This is a genomic window from Paenibacillus sp. 1A_MP2, from assembly GCF_052244825.1.
Lineage (GTDB): Bacteria > Bacillota > Bacilli > Paenibacillales > Paenibacillaceae > Paenibacillus > Paenibacillus vandeheii.
Map to the genome: position 1 here is coordinate 2,102,314 of NZ_JBQQCS010000001.1, position 15,913 is coordinate 2,118,226.

General features: G+C 47.4%; 15 protein-coding genes and 2 pseudogenes. 9 read left to right on the forward strand and 8 right to left on the reverse strand.

The features are described 5' to 3' along the window. Positions 1-93 precede the first annotated feature (93 nt). The 3 genes and pseudogenes from ACTWJ7_RS10355 to ACTWJ7_RS10365 all read left to right on the forward strand — a co-directional run bounded on the left by ACTWJ7_RS10355 (position 94) and on the right by ACTWJ7_RS10365 (position 2,398). A complete protein-coding gene (locus ACTWJ7_RS10355; RefSeq protein WP_079350631.1) occupies positions 94-690 on the forward strand; it encodes a restriction endonuclease in 597 nt (198 codons plus the stop codon). 97 nt (positions 691-787) lie between these two features. Then, positions 788-1,012 carry a hypothetical protein gene (locus ACTWJ7_RS10360; RefSeq protein ID WP_079350630.1) on the forward strand — a complete coding sequence of 75 codons (225 nt, stop codon included), beginning with the start codon at positions 788-790 and terminating at the stop codon, positions 1,010-1,012. A gap of 250 nt (positions 1,013-1,262) precedes the next feature. Beyond that, positions 1,263-2,398 (forward strand): annotated as a pseudogene (locus tag ACTWJ7_RS10365) (DNA glycosylase AlkZ-like family protein). Between the two features lie 100 nt (positions 2,399-2,498). Here ACTWJ7_RS10365 and fabV read toward each other — a convergent pair. Then, positions 2,499-3,688: pseudogene (gene fabV, locus ACTWJ7_RS10370) on the reverse strand (enoyl-ACP reductase FabV). Between the two features lie 253 nt (positions 3,689-3,941). On the opposite strand from fabV, the gene ACTWJ7_RS10375 reads away from it, so the two are divergent. From ACTWJ7_RS10375 to ACTWJ7_RS10385, 3 genes are all read left to right on the forward strand, one after another. Continuing rightward, the gene (locus ACTWJ7_RS10375) at positions 3,942-5,222 is read left to right on the forward strand and encodes an XRE family transcriptional regulator (protein ID WP_301878267.1); all 1,281 of its coding nucleotides are present in this window, start codon (positions 3,942-3,944) and stop codon (positions 5,220-5,222) included. Between the two features lie 274 nt (positions 5,223-5,496). Beyond that, a complete protein-coding gene (locus ACTWJ7_RS10380) occupies positions 5,497-5,916 on the forward strand; it encodes a hypothetical protein (protein WP_367620518.1) in 420 nt (139 codons plus the stop codon). An 84-nt stretch (positions 5,917-6,000) separates the two neighbouring features. Then, positions 6,001-6,795, forward strand: coding sequence for a hypothetical protein (locus ACTWJ7_RS10385; RefSeq protein WP_301878262.1), 795 nt, complete (start codon positions 6,001-6,003; stop codon positions 6,793-6,795). Between the two features lie 148 nt (positions 6,796-6,943). Here ACTWJ7_RS10385 and ACTWJ7_RS10390 read toward each other — a convergent pair whose 3' ends face one another. From ACTWJ7_RS10390 to ACTWJ7_RS10400, 3 genes are all read right to left on the reverse strand, one after another. Continuing rightward, positions 6,944-7,732, reverse strand: a complete 789-nt coding sequence (locus tag ACTWJ7_RS10390; RefSeq protein WP_301878260.1) for a MerR family transcriptional regulator — start codon at positions 7,730-7,732, stop codon at positions 6,944-6,946. Between the two features lie 95 nt (positions 7,733-7,827). Then, positions 7,828-8,643 carry a class I SAM-dependent methyltransferase gene (locus ACTWJ7_RS10395; protein WP_301878258.1) on the reverse strand — a complete coding sequence of 272 codons (816 nt, stop codon included), beginning with the start codon at positions 8,641-8,643 and terminating at the stop codon, positions 7,828-7,830. A gap of 105 nt (positions 8,644-8,748) precedes the next feature. Next, positions 8,749-9,651, reverse strand: coding sequence for a helix-turn-helix transcriptional regulator (locus tag ACTWJ7_RS10400; protein ID WP_443145392.1), 903 nt, complete (start codon positions 9,649-9,651; stop codon positions 8,749-8,751). Between the two features lie 127 nt (positions 9,652-9,778). Here ACTWJ7_RS10400 and ACTWJ7_RS10405 point away from each other — a divergent pair, with 127 nt between their 5' ends. Next, positions 9,779-11,212, forward strand: coding sequence for a glycoside hydrolase family 1 protein (locus ACTWJ7_RS10405; protein ID WP_443146360.1), 1,434 nt, complete (start codon positions 9,779-9,781; stop codon positions 11,210-11,212). Between the two features lie 124 nt (positions 11,213-11,336). On the opposite strand, the gene ACTWJ7_RS10410 is transcribed toward ACTWJ7_RS10405, so the two are convergent. Further along, the gene (locus ACTWJ7_RS10410) at positions 11,337-12,005 is read right to left on the reverse strand and encodes a phosphatase PAP2 family protein (protein WP_443145393.1); all 669 of its coding nucleotides are present in this window, start codon (positions 12,003-12,005) and stop codon (positions 11,337-11,339) included. A 120-nt stretch (positions 12,006-12,125) separates the two neighbouring features. On the opposite strand from ACTWJ7_RS10410, the gene ACTWJ7_RS10415 reads away from it, so the two are divergent. Next, positions 12,126-12,689 carry an undecaprenyl-diphosphatase gene (locus tag ACTWJ7_RS10415; protein ID WP_301878253.1) on the forward strand — a complete coding sequence of 188 codons (564 nt, stop codon included), beginning with the start codon at positions 12,126-12,128 and terminating at the stop codon, positions 12,687-12,689. Here ACTWJ7_RS10415 and ACTWJ7_RS10420 read toward each other — a convergent pair. Genes ACTWJ7_RS10420 through ACTWJ7_RS10430 form a run of 3 tightly spaced genes read right to left on the reverse strand, consistent with a single transcriptional unit; the run spans position 12,649 to position 14,737 of the window. Further along, on the reverse strand, positions 12,649-13,611 hold the full coding sequence (locus ACTWJ7_RS10420; protein ID WP_443145394.1) for a sensor histidine kinase: 963 nt from the start codon (positions 13,609-13,611) through the stop codon (positions 12,649-12,651). The genes ACTWJ7_RS10415 and ACTWJ7_RS10420 overlap by 41 nt on opposite strands. A 29-nt stretch (positions 13,612-13,640) precedes the next feature. Continuing rightward, positions 13,641-14,069 carry a hypothetical protein gene (locus ACTWJ7_RS10425; protein WP_443145395.1) on the reverse strand — a complete coding sequence of 143 codons (429 nt, stop codon included), beginning with the start codon at positions 14,067-14,069 and terminating at the stop codon, positions 13,641-13,643. After that, positions 14,066-14,737, reverse strand: coding sequence for a response regulator transcription factor (locus ACTWJ7_RS10430; protein WP_301878251.1), 672 nt, complete (start codon positions 14,735-14,737; stop codon positions 14,066-14,068). Before ACTWJ7_RS10430 ends, ACTWJ7_RS10425 begins: the two co-directional genes overlap by 4 nt. A 411-nt stretch (positions 14,738-15,148) precedes the next feature. On the opposite strand from ACTWJ7_RS10430, the gene ACTWJ7_RS10435 reads away from it, so the two are divergent. Beyond that, on the forward strand, positions 15,149-15,784 hold the full coding sequence (locus ACTWJ7_RS10435; RefSeq protein WP_443145396.1) for a hypothetical protein: 636 nt from the start codon (positions 15,149-15,151) through the stop codon (positions 15,782-15,784). Positions 15,785-15,913 lie beyond the last annotated feature (129 nt).

The following is a 15,913-nucleotide window of genomic DNA, read 5'->3' on the forward strand; positions in this document are numbered from 1 at the left end:
TGTTAAGAGTGAAGTCTGCTATATTTAGTCGGGTGACGAGGGCTGATAAGGGTATGAGCCTGCCAGATTAGAGGAACGACAAGGAGAACAGCTATGAACTGGAATGAAAATATAACCACTGTGGGTATAGGCGTTATTGTCCTTTTACTGCTCATCGCCTGGATCATTCGTCGAGTCATTCGTCGAGGGCAGCGCATACGAAGTGAGGCCAATCCGCGTAAGATAACGATGAAGGATATTGATAAAATGCAGGATGGATCGGAATTTGAACTGTACCTGTATCATTTATTCCAACAGCTCGGTTATGCCGAAGTACATAAGACGACAAGCAGTCGTGATTTCGGAGCGGACCTTGTATTTGTGGATAGAGCAGGCAGACGGAATGTTATTCAGGCCAAGCGTTACGGAGCGAATCATCCGGTTGGGCTAAGCGCAGTACAAGAGATTTACACGTCCATGCGTTATTATGAGGCAGATCGATCTATCGTGCTCACCTCAGCCAGATATACGGAAGCATGTCGGACGCTGGCAGCAGTCAACGGGGTGAAGCTGCTGGATCGGGAAGATCTGATGGACTTGATCACGCTGTTTAAGTCCAGAAGAATGGAAGAAGCACTGGAATTGATTGAGGAAGACGATCAGGAGCCTGTGGAGACTTGGCAGTCGCGACGAAAAAGAGTTCCGCGTTAGTGGATAAACTGGAGTTGAATCCGCGTAGATCACCTTCACTTGTCTGCCTGCACATGATATATTGAGTGCATACCAATCAAGGGAGTGTGTTCATTCTATGGCACGTACGCAAACGCAAAAAACATTGCGCAAAGCAGAGCGGTCTGGACAATGGTGTCCGGAACAAGGTCGAAGAGTAAATGGAGATTATGGAGCATTATCCCAGCATGTTCGAATCATGCCCACGAAGCAGGAAAAATTGCAAAAGGTTAAACACAAGAAGCGGACCCAGGATGGTGGTGCTTCTTTTTATTTTGTCTATAATGTGCGGAGTGCTGCATAAGCATCCAATTGAAAAAAAAGCCTTTCCTTCGGTTGGAATGGTATCCCATGGACTGTTAAAATCAATATATCGCTTTTGAATTGGATTGCTATCGCTACATATCCTCCTATCTTCGAAGAAGGGAAGAATTCTACATATGACAACAGCGCTGCGCATGAATAAAAAAATCGTTCGGCGATTTTTGCTGCAAACGCAATCTTTATTGGGACGTTGGCCCGTCGCTTCCTCGCCTTCGGGTCCTGAACAGGTCATGCGCCTGATTCGCTCCCTTGGCTGTGTTCAGATTGATCCTGTCGCTGCCGTAACCGGAAACCAGCATTTGGTGCTGAGTGCTCGTGATTCTGGATATACCTCCGATGATTTACATACCTTGCTGAGTGATCACAGAGTGTTTGAATATTTTGCCAACGCTGCATGTGTTATTCCGATGGAAGACTATGCTCTGTTTGAACCCGTTCGTGCCCGATTACGGGATCGTTTGGCTCCTTCCCTACAAGGGCTGGAAAATACAGTGCAGCATGTGCTGAAGCGTTTGGAGGAAGAGGGGCCGTTACCCTCAAGAGCATTTCGTGCCATCGAACGAGTAAGCGGATATTGGGACAGTGCGGATGTACCGAAAACAAAGGATACCACGTTAGCGTTAAACTTGCTGCTGGATTCGGCCGCCATTCGTGTCGTGGCAAGGCAGGGGAATGAACGTTATTTTCATATTACGGAATCCGGGCTGCGGGAGCAGGGCCAATCCATGACATCGGATATCGATATGTTGACTCAAAAGCAGGCTCTGATGGACAAGTACATTCACGCATATCGGGTCGTGGACGCGAGAGATCCACGGTTGGGCTGGATGAAATCCACCGCTGCGGAACGTCGGAATGATATAGCTGCACGTGTCGCAGATGGGCGAATGATCCCGCTGGAGGTGGAGGACGTTGCGACGCCTTATTACATTCGCGCAGAAGATGAAGAGATGTTGCGTGAGATGGAAAGGGAAGAAACGCATTATGATCCATCAGGCCCGGTACGATTCCTGCCCCGCTGGACAACCTGCTGTGGAGACGGGAACGGGTTGTGGATTTATTTGATTTTCATTATAAGTGGGAGATTTACACCCCAGAGGTGAAACGAACCTACGGATATTACGCGATGCCCATTCTTCACGGAGATCGGCTGATTGGACGCATGGACCCACGACTGGATCGCAAAACGGGCGTGCTAACGGTTCGGTTATTATCGATGGAAGAGACTGCTCCGCCTGTGGAGGAATGGATTGCCGATTTTCGAGAGGGGCTCCAATTATTTGCAACCATACATGGAGCACGATCCATTACGGTAGAGAAGGCCGTACCCAAGGGGCTAAAAAAGCAGCTCAAGTCGATTTTGTAGAATCGGTAGACACCAAAAGGGGAGCAATAGCTCCCCAAAGGATGATCTGGACTTGTACTAAACCTGGTTACTACAGTCCCTCAGCAAGATTGGTTTTCAATTAACGCTGATGCAGTACTTCAACGTTCGGATCAACATCTGCTTCATAATCCACGCCGTCGGTTTCGAAACCAAACAGTTGGAAGAACTCCTTACGGTACCCTTCCAGATCGGACAGATCATAGATGTTTTCGGTGTTCAGCTCGTTCCAGAGCTTCGCTACTTCTTCCTGAACGTCCGCTCTCATCTCCCAATCATCGATACGGATGCGGCCTTTTGCGTCGGTCGGAACCTCTCCACCCGTATACAGACGGTCAGCAAACAAGCGTTGTAATTGCTCGATGCAGCCTTCGTGCAAGCCTTTTCTTTCATGACTTTGTACAGTGCAGAGATATACAGCGGCACCACTGGAATTGCGGAGCTTGATTGGGTTACCAGCGCTTTGGCTACCGTGAGGTAAGCACGACCACCCTTTGCACTCAAACGATCATTCAGCTTGTGTGCTGTTGCTTCCAGATGATTCTTGGCCTGACCGATGGAACCATCACGATAGATCGCATGCGTAAGTTCAGGACCGATATAAGAAAAGGCAATGGTTGTTGCATTGTCGGCGAGTACACCACCTTGTTGCAAGGCATCCATCCACAGTTCCCAATCATCTCCGCCCATCACGGTCACGGTCTGGCGAATTTCTTCATCGGAAGCTGGATCGATCGTAACGGACGTTACTTCTCCCGTATGGAAATTGACTGTTTTGTTGGTGTACGATTGTCCAATCGGTTTGAGCACGGAGTTGAATACTTCACCTGTGTTTGGATCGGTACGGCGTGCCGAGGCTACGCTATAAACGACCAAGTCAACCTGACCGAGTTCACTGCGAATCAGTTCAACGGTTTTTTCTCTTGTTTCGTTGGCAAAGGCATCACCTGTGATGCTGTACGATTTCAGTCCTGCTTCTTCCGCAGCTTTCTCAAATGCAGCGGAGTTGTACCAGCCTGCTGAAGCCGTACGTTTTTCAGTGGAGCTGCTCGGGCGGTAAATGCCAATGGTATTGGCTCCGGCACCAAATGCGGATACGACGCGCGAAGCGAGTCCATATCCAGTGGAGGCTCCAATGACGAGGACGTTACGTGGTCCGTTCAATTGCGGTTTGGATTTTACATAATCAATTTGCTCCTGCACTTGTGCAGCACAGCCTACAGGATGGGAAGTTGTACAAATAAAACCACGTGTTCTTGGTTTGATAATCATTCATTTGCATCCTTTCATATTCAACTCTTGTTCATCATTAATGGATCATGCTCTTGTACATACCTTCTTATTGTAAAACAATTGCCTCCGAAACGGAAACCGTTTCGATGGATTTGGCTATAAGGCGGTATTTCGACTTCGCATACGGGGTGCTATTATATAATTTGAACTAAACATTTACACGATAACGGTGAGGACAGAACAAAACTGGAGAAGCGAAGGGTTCGCCTTTATCCTGAAAGGAAGACTAGCCATGCTGAAGGAACGGATTGAATTTCTGTGCAAAAGAAAGCATATCTCCCGCAAAGACCTCGTGGAAGGTCTGGTCACGCAGGCTCACTTTGCCAATATTCTGGCTGATCGTTATCCACTCCCTCAAGATCTGGCAGAGGTTGTTGCGTTACGTCTTGGCGTTACGTCTTCCTATCTGTTAAATGCTTCTGCACAGGATGAGGAAACACTGGCGCGGGCAGAGGCTATTTTTGAACAAATGTCAGTTCCAGCTTCAGTGATAGCAGAAGATATCGTGCACGCGCTGGAGGATCGGGATGATGCGCTGACAGTAGAGCTGACCACGGCCTTGATGAAGGCGGTCTACTATCAGCAACTAAATGATGCAGCAGCTCATGAATATATACATATGTCCTATCTGAATTTTTATTTGGAGAAGTACGGTCGCCCAGACGATGTAGATCTGCCGCATCCGCTGGCAAAGGCGTTATTATATTACAAAGTGCAATACTATCGTTCCAAGCTCGCCTATGTGGATGTGTTAACGCATGCAACAAGACTGAGTGAGTTGGCCCTTCCTGGAAGTGAATTCTGGCTGTCTGTGCAAAATATCAAGATGGAAGCCTACATTCAGGTCAAACAGTACGAAGAGGCCAAGCAGGTGTTCGATCTCACCATGAGACATGTCTATGATCAGCGGCTGTTTCATCGCTTGTCCGGTTTATATGTGGCGTACAGCGGATATTGCTTTGCGATGGGACTGGTACAGGAGGCACTCTCGGCATTGACCATGGCAGAGGCGAATCTGGTGTATGCCGGGAATCAGGGCGATCTGGTCACCGCCATTGCGAATAATCGGATTGTCATGCTAACGATGACGGGAGAGCTGGATCAGGCGCAGTCGGAGATTGAGCGATTCGAATCCCTGTTGCAGCAGGAACCCGAAGAAACCCAGCAGGCCATGAAGCCGTTAGTGAGTGTGTATCGGTGTGAAGTGGCTCTGGCACGAAAAAACTGGGGTTTACTTGCGCAGAATATAGATCAACTGCTCCAATGTGCATCGACTTCGGATCAGCAGATGAGTGCAACGTTCTACCAGAGCCAGCTGGCTCTTGCGCATGGAGATCGTGAAGTGTTCATGGAGCGTGCGCTCGCGTGCCTGCCGTATTTTGAGTCCGTACAGCATGTCATGCGACTTGAACCTTTATATGAGGGAATGGCTGTGGTATCCGAGGATCAGCGAAAATATAAGGAAGCCGCCATGTATTATCGGAAGCTGGTCTACCTATTACGCAAAAAATAGATCAAAAATCGGCTTGGAACAGCCGTTTTTTTGCCTGATTTTGTTCAATACCCGTGCTTTAGGCACAAAATATGCCTCCCAACCTTTTATTAAAGAGTCGTTTTACGGCTCTTTTTTTGCGTAATCAACCAAAAAGCGTGCTAAAGAAACGAAAATCCAGTGGTTTAAACGCCGGAAGTTTCGTTTCTTTTGTATGCAGTCTAAAGGGTATTCAAGGACAAGCCGTGCTGTTTATACTTTAACTATAACCAAAAACAAAAAAAACGAGGTGCTTATTATGGGATGGTTTGGTAAAAAGAACAAACAGGAAGATGCGATTGCCAAGGCGGATAAAATGATGAACAAAGGTCTTAGCGGCATGATGATGAAAGGTTTCGTATCTAAGGAGCATCGGGAGTTGATCAATCAGAGCCTCGATTCGGCGAAGCAGGCACAACTGGCAGAAAGCGGCTCCCTCCCGTTAACTGCAGCAGCCACGGTAATCACGATAACCGATACAGGCAAGTTGATCAATTTTGATCCAATTGTTGTGCTTGTTCTGGATGTGACAGAGACGAACGGCAATCAGTATCAGCGAACACTGGAAACATTGGTGTCCAAGATGCAGATTCCACGCGTGGGAGATCGGGTGGGTTTGGGCCAAAATCCGGCGAATCCATCCGAGCTGATCTACATGGGATTGTTGTCTGACTAGAAGGTTCTTGAGGGAAGAGAGAGTTCTATCATTTAGAAAATACAGTTAACAACGAAAAAAAGAGATATAGAGAGGGTGGGGCAGATGGTGGGATTTCTTAGATTGGTTGGTGTGCTGACTGTATTCGGGGTAGGGTTCTCCCCATTTCTGGCACAACAGTTGTGGAATGATCCTTTTATTATCATGCAGGCATGGTGGTATAAAGCGGCCATTTTTGCCGGATTCGGGCTGATCTTTATTCCCGCCATTTTGGGTAATATCTTCGGCGTGGGGCGGGTGAAGTCAGGATTACCGGCGGTTGGAGTCATTCAGAGCGTCCAGCAGACGGGAACGTATATTAATGAGCAGCCGGAAGTCCGATTGGGTCTGACCGTTTCGCGCAAAGGCCGTGAGAAATATGATACCGAGCTGAGAACCATTATCCCGTTGACATCCATGGCCCAGTTCCAGCCAGGCAGCTTCGTCCCCTTAGTGGTCTCCGTGAAGGATGAGCGCAAGGTAGGGCTTGATCTGAAAGGCCATCTGTCCCAGGAAGATATGCAGCAATTGCTGAATGAGAAGATGGTGCAGCAAGGTGTGGCACCTGAGATGATGGATATTGCAAGAACGGGCGAGAAAGCGATGGCCAAAATTTTGGATGTTACTCCGCTTGGAAGCGGAGGTCATAATAAAATCAAGCTTCAGCTCAAGCTCAGCATTACAAAGTCCAGTGGTGAAACCTTTAATGTGACCACGCACAAAGAAATCTTGCCGTCTGCACTGCCTCAGGTTCAGCAAGGCCATATTATTAACGTGATCTATTCGAAGCAGGACCCATCGAAATTGGTGCTGGCACTGAATGTTCAAGAGGGGCAATTAAGTGACCTGTTCTCCTCCTGATGTGATCAATGTATTTTCTTCGAGAGCGTCAGCTTCTCCTCCTCCTGCACAACCAATGCAATTCATGCGAAGAGCCGCCCTGCATAGGGCGGCTTCTTCAGGTCTTTAGCAGCGCTGATTCCCTGCTGGGCATGAATGAGAGAGCGAATCATTGCTGCCCGGGAAGCTGAAAATCATGTTGTTCCATATAATAGGTCATTACTTGATGAAGCCACTCCTCTTCTTCCGGTGTGAAGGGGGAAGGAGACAAACTTGTCAGTGCTTCCAGGCTATCATCCTCCATCTCGGCCAGCGGTGCGTAATCCGCAAGCGAAGCATTTCCGAGCATGTCCATATTCATCTGCAGCTGCATACGGATCAACTCCTGAACTTCAGGAAGCTCCACCGGGCATCCGGCCAATTTCTTCACTTCCTGGGTCAGTCGAATAAATTGTTGATCGAGTTCGGTTTGTGATTCAGTGGTCCGTTCAAACAGAGAATCAATGACGCTTGAGTCCAGCTGCTGATAAAGCCATTCTTTTTGCTCCTGCTCTGTTTGCATGCCGTGAATAAGACTTAGAAGCGCTGAGCGATCCACCTCCTGTTCCGAGGCAATCAGTTTCAATATGCGATCCATGGTATGCAGGGTAAGTTCGATTTCTTTTTGTTTCTGCTCCAGCATGTTTTTCTGCAACTGGAGGGTATCTGCCCAGTTAGAATCGAACGTTGGTTTACGAATCAGTTCCGAGATATGTTCAAGGCTATAGCCCAATGTCTTCAAACAGAGTATGTGCTGAAGACGCATCATCTCATTGTAGTCATAAAGCCGGTGTCCTGACTTGGGATCTTTATGTGGTGTTAGCAGTCCAATTTCATCGTAATAGCGGAGAGTTCGCACGGATACACCCGTTTTTTTGGAAAAAAGCCCGATGGTAAGTGGCACAATATCCTTGGACATCGCGTTTTGTCCTCCTTTGACGTGGTACCCTGCAGGGGATGAACTCATCATATCCCCTGACGTAACTGGAGGTGCAAGTGTTTTTTGGGCTATCGTCAAATGATCCCAAGGCGCATCCGATAAGAGAACAAAACTTCTCTTGATTCACCGGCAAATATGCGGGCAGCCAGCTGTCTGAACTCCTCTGCGATTGTGAGCAAATCAGTGGCTCCGAGTTTCACTGCCGTTTGCAAGCCGCCTTGGCTCAGGGCCAAATTGACATAACGATCCGCATCGAACGTTTCATGGTGATGAAACACAATTTCACGCGAATAACGGAATAAGCCGGACTGCTCTATCTGCTGCAAATGCCCGTCTTTACTCCATTTATGTGCCTGATTTTCCTGAGGGGCCAGACTTGCTGCCCGGTGATCTGCCTCCGTATTCAGATGCAGGTAGGCTTGTTCCAGTTGCCAATCGATCACTGGCGGCCAGTCACAGTCGTAGGCTGCAAATATGCCTCCTGGACGCAGTACACGTGCAAATTCATGCAGTGTGGATTGGGGCTCCATCCAGTGGAACGACTGTGAACAAGTCACGATATCGACACTGCCATCCGGTAGTCCCAGTTCGTGGGACAGGCCGGATACAAAGCGGAGATGGTCCGGCTTGCCCGCAGCTTCCCACTTGGACTGCGCCACAGCTCTCATGTCGTCGCTTGGTTCCACGCCAATAACACGTTCTGCTTCATTTAACCAAATCCACGAAGATAATCCGGTACCACAGCCAACATCCGCGACCATGCGAGGTTTGCTGCCCAAATAATTCGTCAGAATATCCACGACTTCAGTGGGCGCAGCAGGTCGGTTCTGGTCATATAACGTACCAAAACCTTTGAATCGTTCCACATTATTACGTCTAATGTCTTGCATGGACAAGCCTCCTTCAGGATATGAACGGATAGGAAAGCAAAAGATTCAAAGATCAAAAGCATAAAAGATTCAAAAGAATTAAAACGTAATCAGAGCTCCATTATATCATTCATTTTTCAACTCGTTGTTAACGACCTGCTGCAAATGTTCTACCGCTTTGATATGTCGTCTGAGCAATTCCTGTCCGATGTGAGGAGGTTTAACTACGGTCAGGTCTGAACCGAACGACATCAGGAAGGAATACAGCCATTCGCCTTCATTCAGTTCAAGAGCGACGCGAAGCCTGCCGTCAGGCTCTTTTTCAACGCGCGACGGCTCAAAAACATCATATATCCTGTACGAAATGGCACTGGAAAACAGCATTTCCACAGGAACCTGCTTGTTGGGCACAGGCTGATCGCTGTCTGTAGGTCCGGTGGTTGTATGCTGATCGAGTGGCCGTTGCAGCAGTGTAAGCTCGGAAACGCGCTTCATCTTAAAGGTCAGGGCTTCCGTCTGACCTGGTCTGTTCTGATCCTTTCCTTTGAAGTACCAGGTATTGTTTTTAAATATTAATTTGATGGGGGCGATCGTCTCAACGCTGGGTTCCCCGTTGGAGTCCACATAGTGAAACGTAATCCATTGATTCGTAAATATCGCCTGCTTCACCTGATTGAACAGTTCCCTTTCCTGCAACGGAATGCTGCCCCATGGGGAGAAATCAAACTCGATCCAATCCAGCTTATGATCAAACAGGGTGGTTAAACGTTTGAGCATATGGGCAGTGTTGAGGTGAGGGATGGCGCTGACGCTATATAATCCAAGCAAAATTTCATTCTGATCGTCTTCCGACAAGAGGGATTTGTCCATGACAAAGTTGTCCATCAGATGAATACCGCCATGTTTTCCCGTGGTTGTGTATACGGGGATACCTGCCGCACTCAGTCTGTCGATATCACGGTACACCGTGCGCACGGATATCTCGAACAAACGCGCGAGCTCGGGGGCGGTAGCTTTCTTTTTCTCCAATAACAGCAATAGCATTCTGAATAATCGGTTATTTTCCATGCCGACATTATACCATGACAATAGGTGTCAGGGTATGGGTGGTACACTGGATGTACAGTGTTACGAAGATGATAAGGAGGAATGGATGATGTCGATGAAAGACGGATTTTTCTGGGGTGGCGCAACGGCTGCCAATCAGTTTGAAGGTGGATGGGACAAGGGTGGCAAAGGCCCAAGTACTTCCGATATGATGACAGGTGGAACGCACACGACACCGCGGCGGATTACGCCTGTACTGGAAGAGGGAACCTATTACCCAAGCCACGAAGCGGTTGATTTTTATGGTCATTACCAAGAAGATATTGCCCTGATGGCCGAAATGGGCTTCAAAATGTTCCGCATGTCGATCAACTGGTCCCGCATCTACCCGAACGGTTATGATCTGGAGCCAAACGAAGAGGGATTGCAGTTCTATGACAACGTCTTTGCCGAGCTGAAAAAGTACAATATTGAGCCGCTTGTGACGATTTCCCACTACGAGACGCCGTTCGGTCTGACCAAGAAATATAATGGCTGGGCTTCCCGCGAAGTCATTGATTGTTATATCCGATATTGTACAACCCTCTTCAACCGATACAAGGATCAGGTAAAATACTGGCTGACCTTCAACGAGATCAACTGTTTGACGATGCCAATGGGGTCATATATGGCGGCAGGCATCCTGTTTGAAGGCAAAGAAACGCTGGTTGATGGCGTTGATGATCCACAGACCCGCTTCCAGGCACTGCATCACCAATTTGTAGCAAGTGCAAAAGCGGTGAAGCTGGGACATGAGATCAACCCTGATTTCCAAATCGGCTGTATGGTCGCTTTCATGACAACCTATCCGAACACATGTAATCCAGACGATATATTGCTGGCACAGAAGAAGGACCAAATTTCTAACATGATCTGCGGAGATGTACAAGTTAGAGGAGCGTATCCCGGCTTCGCCAAACGCTTCTTTGCGGAACAGGGCATCCAGATCGAGATGCAGCCGGAAGACGAGCAAACACTGCGTGAAGGATGCGTGGACTTCTACTCGTTCAGCTATTACATGTCGATGGTTGAAAGTGCTGATGATTCGTTGGAGAAAACAGAAGGAAACCTTCTTGGCGGCATCAAAAATCCGTATCTGGAGGCTTCTGATTGGGGCTGGCAGATCGATCCGAAAGGATTGCGTTACACCCTGAACCACCTGTATGACCGTTACCAGATTCCATTGATGGTCGTGGAGAACGGGCTGGGTGCAGTGGACGTGGTCGAGGAAGATGGCTCCATTCAGGATGACTATCGTATTGATTATTTGAAGGGTCACATTGAACAAATGAAAGAAGCCGTTGCCGATGGAGTAGATCTTATCGCTTACACGATGTGGGGATGTATCGATCTGGTTAGCGCATCCACGGGCGAGATGAAGAAGCGTTATGGCTTCATTCATGTGAACAAGGACAATGACGGTAATGGTGATCTGAGCAGAACACCGAAGAAGAGCTTCCATTGGTACAAAAAAGTCATTGAATCCAATGGCGAGGAGCTATAAGTTTTCACTTTAAAATGGATTTATGACTTGAAAGAACCTCACGGGTGCTGGGTGCACCCGTGAGGTTCTTTTGCTTGATCCACTTCTGGTATGGGGCAGATCATGTGCATGAAAACAAGAGAGTCTAAGCCAGGGGCTTAGACTGCAATAGGGAGACTCGCTCCAGGTATCGCTGATAAAACCATATGCATACGGCAAGCCAGCATCCACTCATAAAGTATCCTCCCACCACGTCACTGGGATAGTGGACCCCCAGATAAATTCGGCTCATTCCAATCATTAATATAAACATTGCACTTACGATAATCATCAGTACACGGCCAACTGCGGTGGGGATATGCTTCCAAATCAAGAAGGCCAGTCCACCATACAGGCTGAATGCTGCCATGGAATGTCCGCTCGGAAAGCTGTAACCACTCACTTCAATAATCCGGTGAATGGTTGGTCGGGCGCGGTGAAACATAAGCTTCAGCAGGGTATTCAATATCGCTGAGCCTGCAATGACGCAGCCCAGAAACAGAAGTTCACGTCGGTGTTTCAAAAAGACATACAATACGACCATTGAAAGGATCGTAATGATAACAACAGGTATACCGCTGCCAATCCAGGTGAACAGCTCCATCCAGTGGGTCATGCCTTGTGATTCCATGCCCTGTATCCACGTTATCAGGGAATCGTCAAATCGGTGTATTTGATTATCACTAATAGACAGGGCAATGATTGAAAACACAGCAAGGCTCAGTGCTGCGGAGAGTAGTGGGATGGAAATGTTCTTTTTCAAATTTTGCCTCAATAGTTATGTTCCTCCAGGGTGTCTGTTTTCTTATCGTTTTCTAATTTCCCTTTTAAGCTGCTCCCAGAAAAGAGGGCTATGATCAAAAACAGGTTTTTTAAATTGGGAAAGGGGATGCTTATGTCTTTCATATTATTCGATTACGAACTTTTTCACTGGATTAACCAGCAAGCGGGTCAGCTCACATACTTGAATGGCATCATGATATTTTTAGCGAAGTTTTCACTTTTTATGTTCCCGGTGGGAATGATTGTGTATTGGATATCGAAGAGTCAAAGAAACCGCATGATGGTGCTCCAAGCCATTCTGGCAGCATGTTCCGGTACCGCCGTCAGTTTTATTACAGGTCACTTGCTATACAGAGATCGGCCATTTGTATCCCACTCGGTCATCCAATTAATCAGCCATACCGCAGATGCTTCCTTTCCAAGTGATCATGCGACGGTTGCCTTTGCATGTGCCACTGTCTTTTGGCTGGGTCACGTCAGGTACCGATGGGGGTGGGTTCTCGTTGCCGCTTGTATTGCATTTGCCCGAGTATGGTCTGGAGTACACTACCCTTCGGATGTAATTGCAGGCGCACTCGTTGGTGTGGCAAGCGCTTGGGGAATTGGACGGATCTTTATCCATATCCCGTTTCGATTCAAATTTTTTCAGGATGCACGTATACGGGAAGCAGAATAGTCACGGTGGTTCCTTCATCTTCCCGGCTATAGATGAATATCTTTCCGTTGTATCGTTTGATGAGACGTTCCGCGATGGAGAGTCCCAAGCCCGTACCGCCTTGCTCACGGGTACGGGCTTTATCCACACGGTAGAAGCGGTCAAAAACATACGGCAAATCTTCTACAGGAATACCCATGCCTTTATCAGATACCTGAATAGATACATCGTTGTCACGTCGCGTTCCACAGATCTGAATCTCTTTGGTCAGTGGTGAATATTTAACGGCGTTATCCACTAATATTCGCAGGACCTGCTCCAGATGTTGAGGAAGGATCTCCATTTCAATACCGGATAGGCGCTCCAGATCAATGTCAAAGGTAGCGTCCGGGTGTAGCTGCACCACGTTGGTGAGCGCATGCTGCACAGTCTGGCAAAGATCGACCGCAGCTTCTACTGTAATGTGACCGTACTCGGATTGGCTAAGCATTAACAGTTCATTCAGGATGTTTTTTAACCGTTTAAGTTCCTGGGCCGAGACATCAAGGGACTCATTCAAGATAGTCGGGTCATGCTTGCCCCAACGGTTTAACAGGGAAATATGCCCTTCAATGATGGCCACGGGTGTACGCAGCTCATGCGAAGCATCTTCGACAAACTGTTTTTGTTGCTGAAAAGAAAGCTCTAGTTCATCCATTAGGCGGTTGAACATCCGGGCAAGATTGGACAGTTCATCGTGTTGATCCGGCACATCAACCCGCTCATGAAGTCCTTTTTGCTGGATCTGGATCATCGTTGCATTCATAGTCATAATGGGCTTGACGAATTGGCGTGATAACAAAAATGCGCCCAGAAGGCTTAATCCCACAGCTGCAATCCCCCCGCCAAACATCACCAACACCAGCATATCGCTTAATTGATCCGTATTTTCGAGATTGTTCACGATTTCAATCGTCCCGCTGAAATGTGTGGTTATGAGGGGGATCTCATGATTAGCAGGTGATCTTCGTAATGCCATGCAGTGATCAAAATGCGTTTTTGCACCCTTTGCGGCTCGACCCACTGTTTAGAAAGGCCATTGGTTACTTCAAGCAGCGCATTACCGTTCTGATCTAGAATGCGGATCATCTGGTTCTCCTGATTCAACTTGGTAATGAAAGAACGGTTAGATGCAATTTGCGCTGCGGATACTTCTTTCTCTTGGAGGTAACCTTCGATCTCATTCATGCTCTTCTCAATGTTTTGTTCTTCCTGAACCGTGAGCCATTCAATGATGACAAAGTACTGGACAATGTTATACACAATAAACAGTGTGCCCAGCAAGAGCGAGATCCAGATCGTGAGTTTCCAGCGAATAGAGCCACGGGTATGGGGGAGATATTTTCGAATCCAGCGCATCATTTCTGAATCCCGTAACCCAAACCTCGTATCGTCTGCACAAAGCTGGGGGAGCCTGGAGCATCGATTTTATTGCGCAAATAACTGATATACACATCGACCACATTGGTCTCCACATCAGCATCGTATCCCCACACAAGATCAAGCAGCACTTCCCGAGTCATGACACGACCAATATTTTGCATGAGGATGACAAGCAGATCGAATTCGCGTTTGGTTAATTCAACAATTTCTCCGTATTTTTGAAAAATTCGCGCCTCCAGGTCCAGCTGCAATCCTTGATATTCAAGCAAGGATTGCTTACTCTCCGCGTTGGAACGGCGGAATAAGGATCTCATCCGTGCCAGCAACTCTTCTATGGCAAAAGGCTTGGGAATATAATCATCGGCTCCGCTGTCGAGTCCCATGACCCGATCTATCACACCATCCCGTGCCGTAATCATGATGATGGGCGTTTGTTTGATATTACGTATTCTTCGGCACACCTCTACCCCGTTAATTCCCGGCAGCATGAGGTCAAGCAGGATCAGATCCCAATCCTTTTCGAGTGCTAGTTCTAATCCCTGTCTTCCATCGTAGGCTACACTGACCGTGTAGGTTTCATGCAGCAGTTCCAGTTCTATAAAGCGAGCCAGGTTTTTCTCATCTTCAATCAGTAATATGTTTTTCATTAGAAATCGATCCATTCCTTTAATTTGGAGAAGCTAGATTGAGCTTGTAGGTTAAGCTTACCAAGTCCAGTGTACAACATTCAAATTGGAAAAGATTAAAAAATGTAATCTGATTTTCTTATCAAATTTTAATGAAGAAGGTATAGACTGGGGATTACTTCAGAACGAGAGGGAAGTGATCATGATGAGCCAGTCGAATAGGGTCCAATCTATTCATGCAACAACATCTGCCAACACACCTAATAACAAAATCAAACCTGAGCCTGCCAAGAGTTCATCCAAAACTTCAACAAAGAAAAAATCATCGGGGATAAGGTGGTTTGTTGCCCTAATCTGTATTGGTGCTGCAGGGGCAGCAGTGTTTTTCTGGTCCCTTCTGTCAAAAACACCGTATTACATGCTGTGGAGAATGTGGCTGGAATTCAAGCCACACCGCCTGTTGCATCTGCCAATCCAGTCAAACAAGCGCAATCACCATCATCTACAGTATCGTCGCAAGCACAGCAAACCGTTCAGTCACAAACCACAACTTCAGCGATTCCGGCTGTACAGTCAACAAATCATATTGCTGCAGCCAAGGATATTGCCAAGACTTACGCCAATATGCCTCCAAGCAAAGCTGCTGCAGCACTGGCTCAATTGAGCGATCTGGAGATTGTGTATGCCATGACCGAGATGTCCACAGAACAGAGAGCGCTAATTTGGAGCAAAATGGACCCGGACCGGGTTGCCGACCTTTCGGTGCAAATGAAGCCTCGCAATTCGGCTACCGATCATGAGCTTGCCCTTATTCAGCGTCAAATCAAAAAGCAAAACAGCAACATAGCCAATCAATCGGTCAAGGAACTGGTACATACCTTCTCCAAGATGTCTTCCCCAAGTGCAGCCCGTCTTATCCAAAAATTGTTCCAGACGGATTCTGCCAAAACGATAGAGGTGTTGAAGAAGATGGACGTGAATACAAGAGCGAGTATTTTAACGGTGATGTCCGGTGACTCAGTCATGATGGATACAGCGAAACAGATTTCCCAGTCTTTTCTGAAATAACAAAAGAACAGGACCACAACCCAAGCAATAGTTCGAAAAAGCATCCCATATCGGGCCTTTTTATTAGTATCGGAAATGTCCCGGAACACAAATAATGCCCTCTTGTTTCCTAATAGGAAGTAAGAGGGC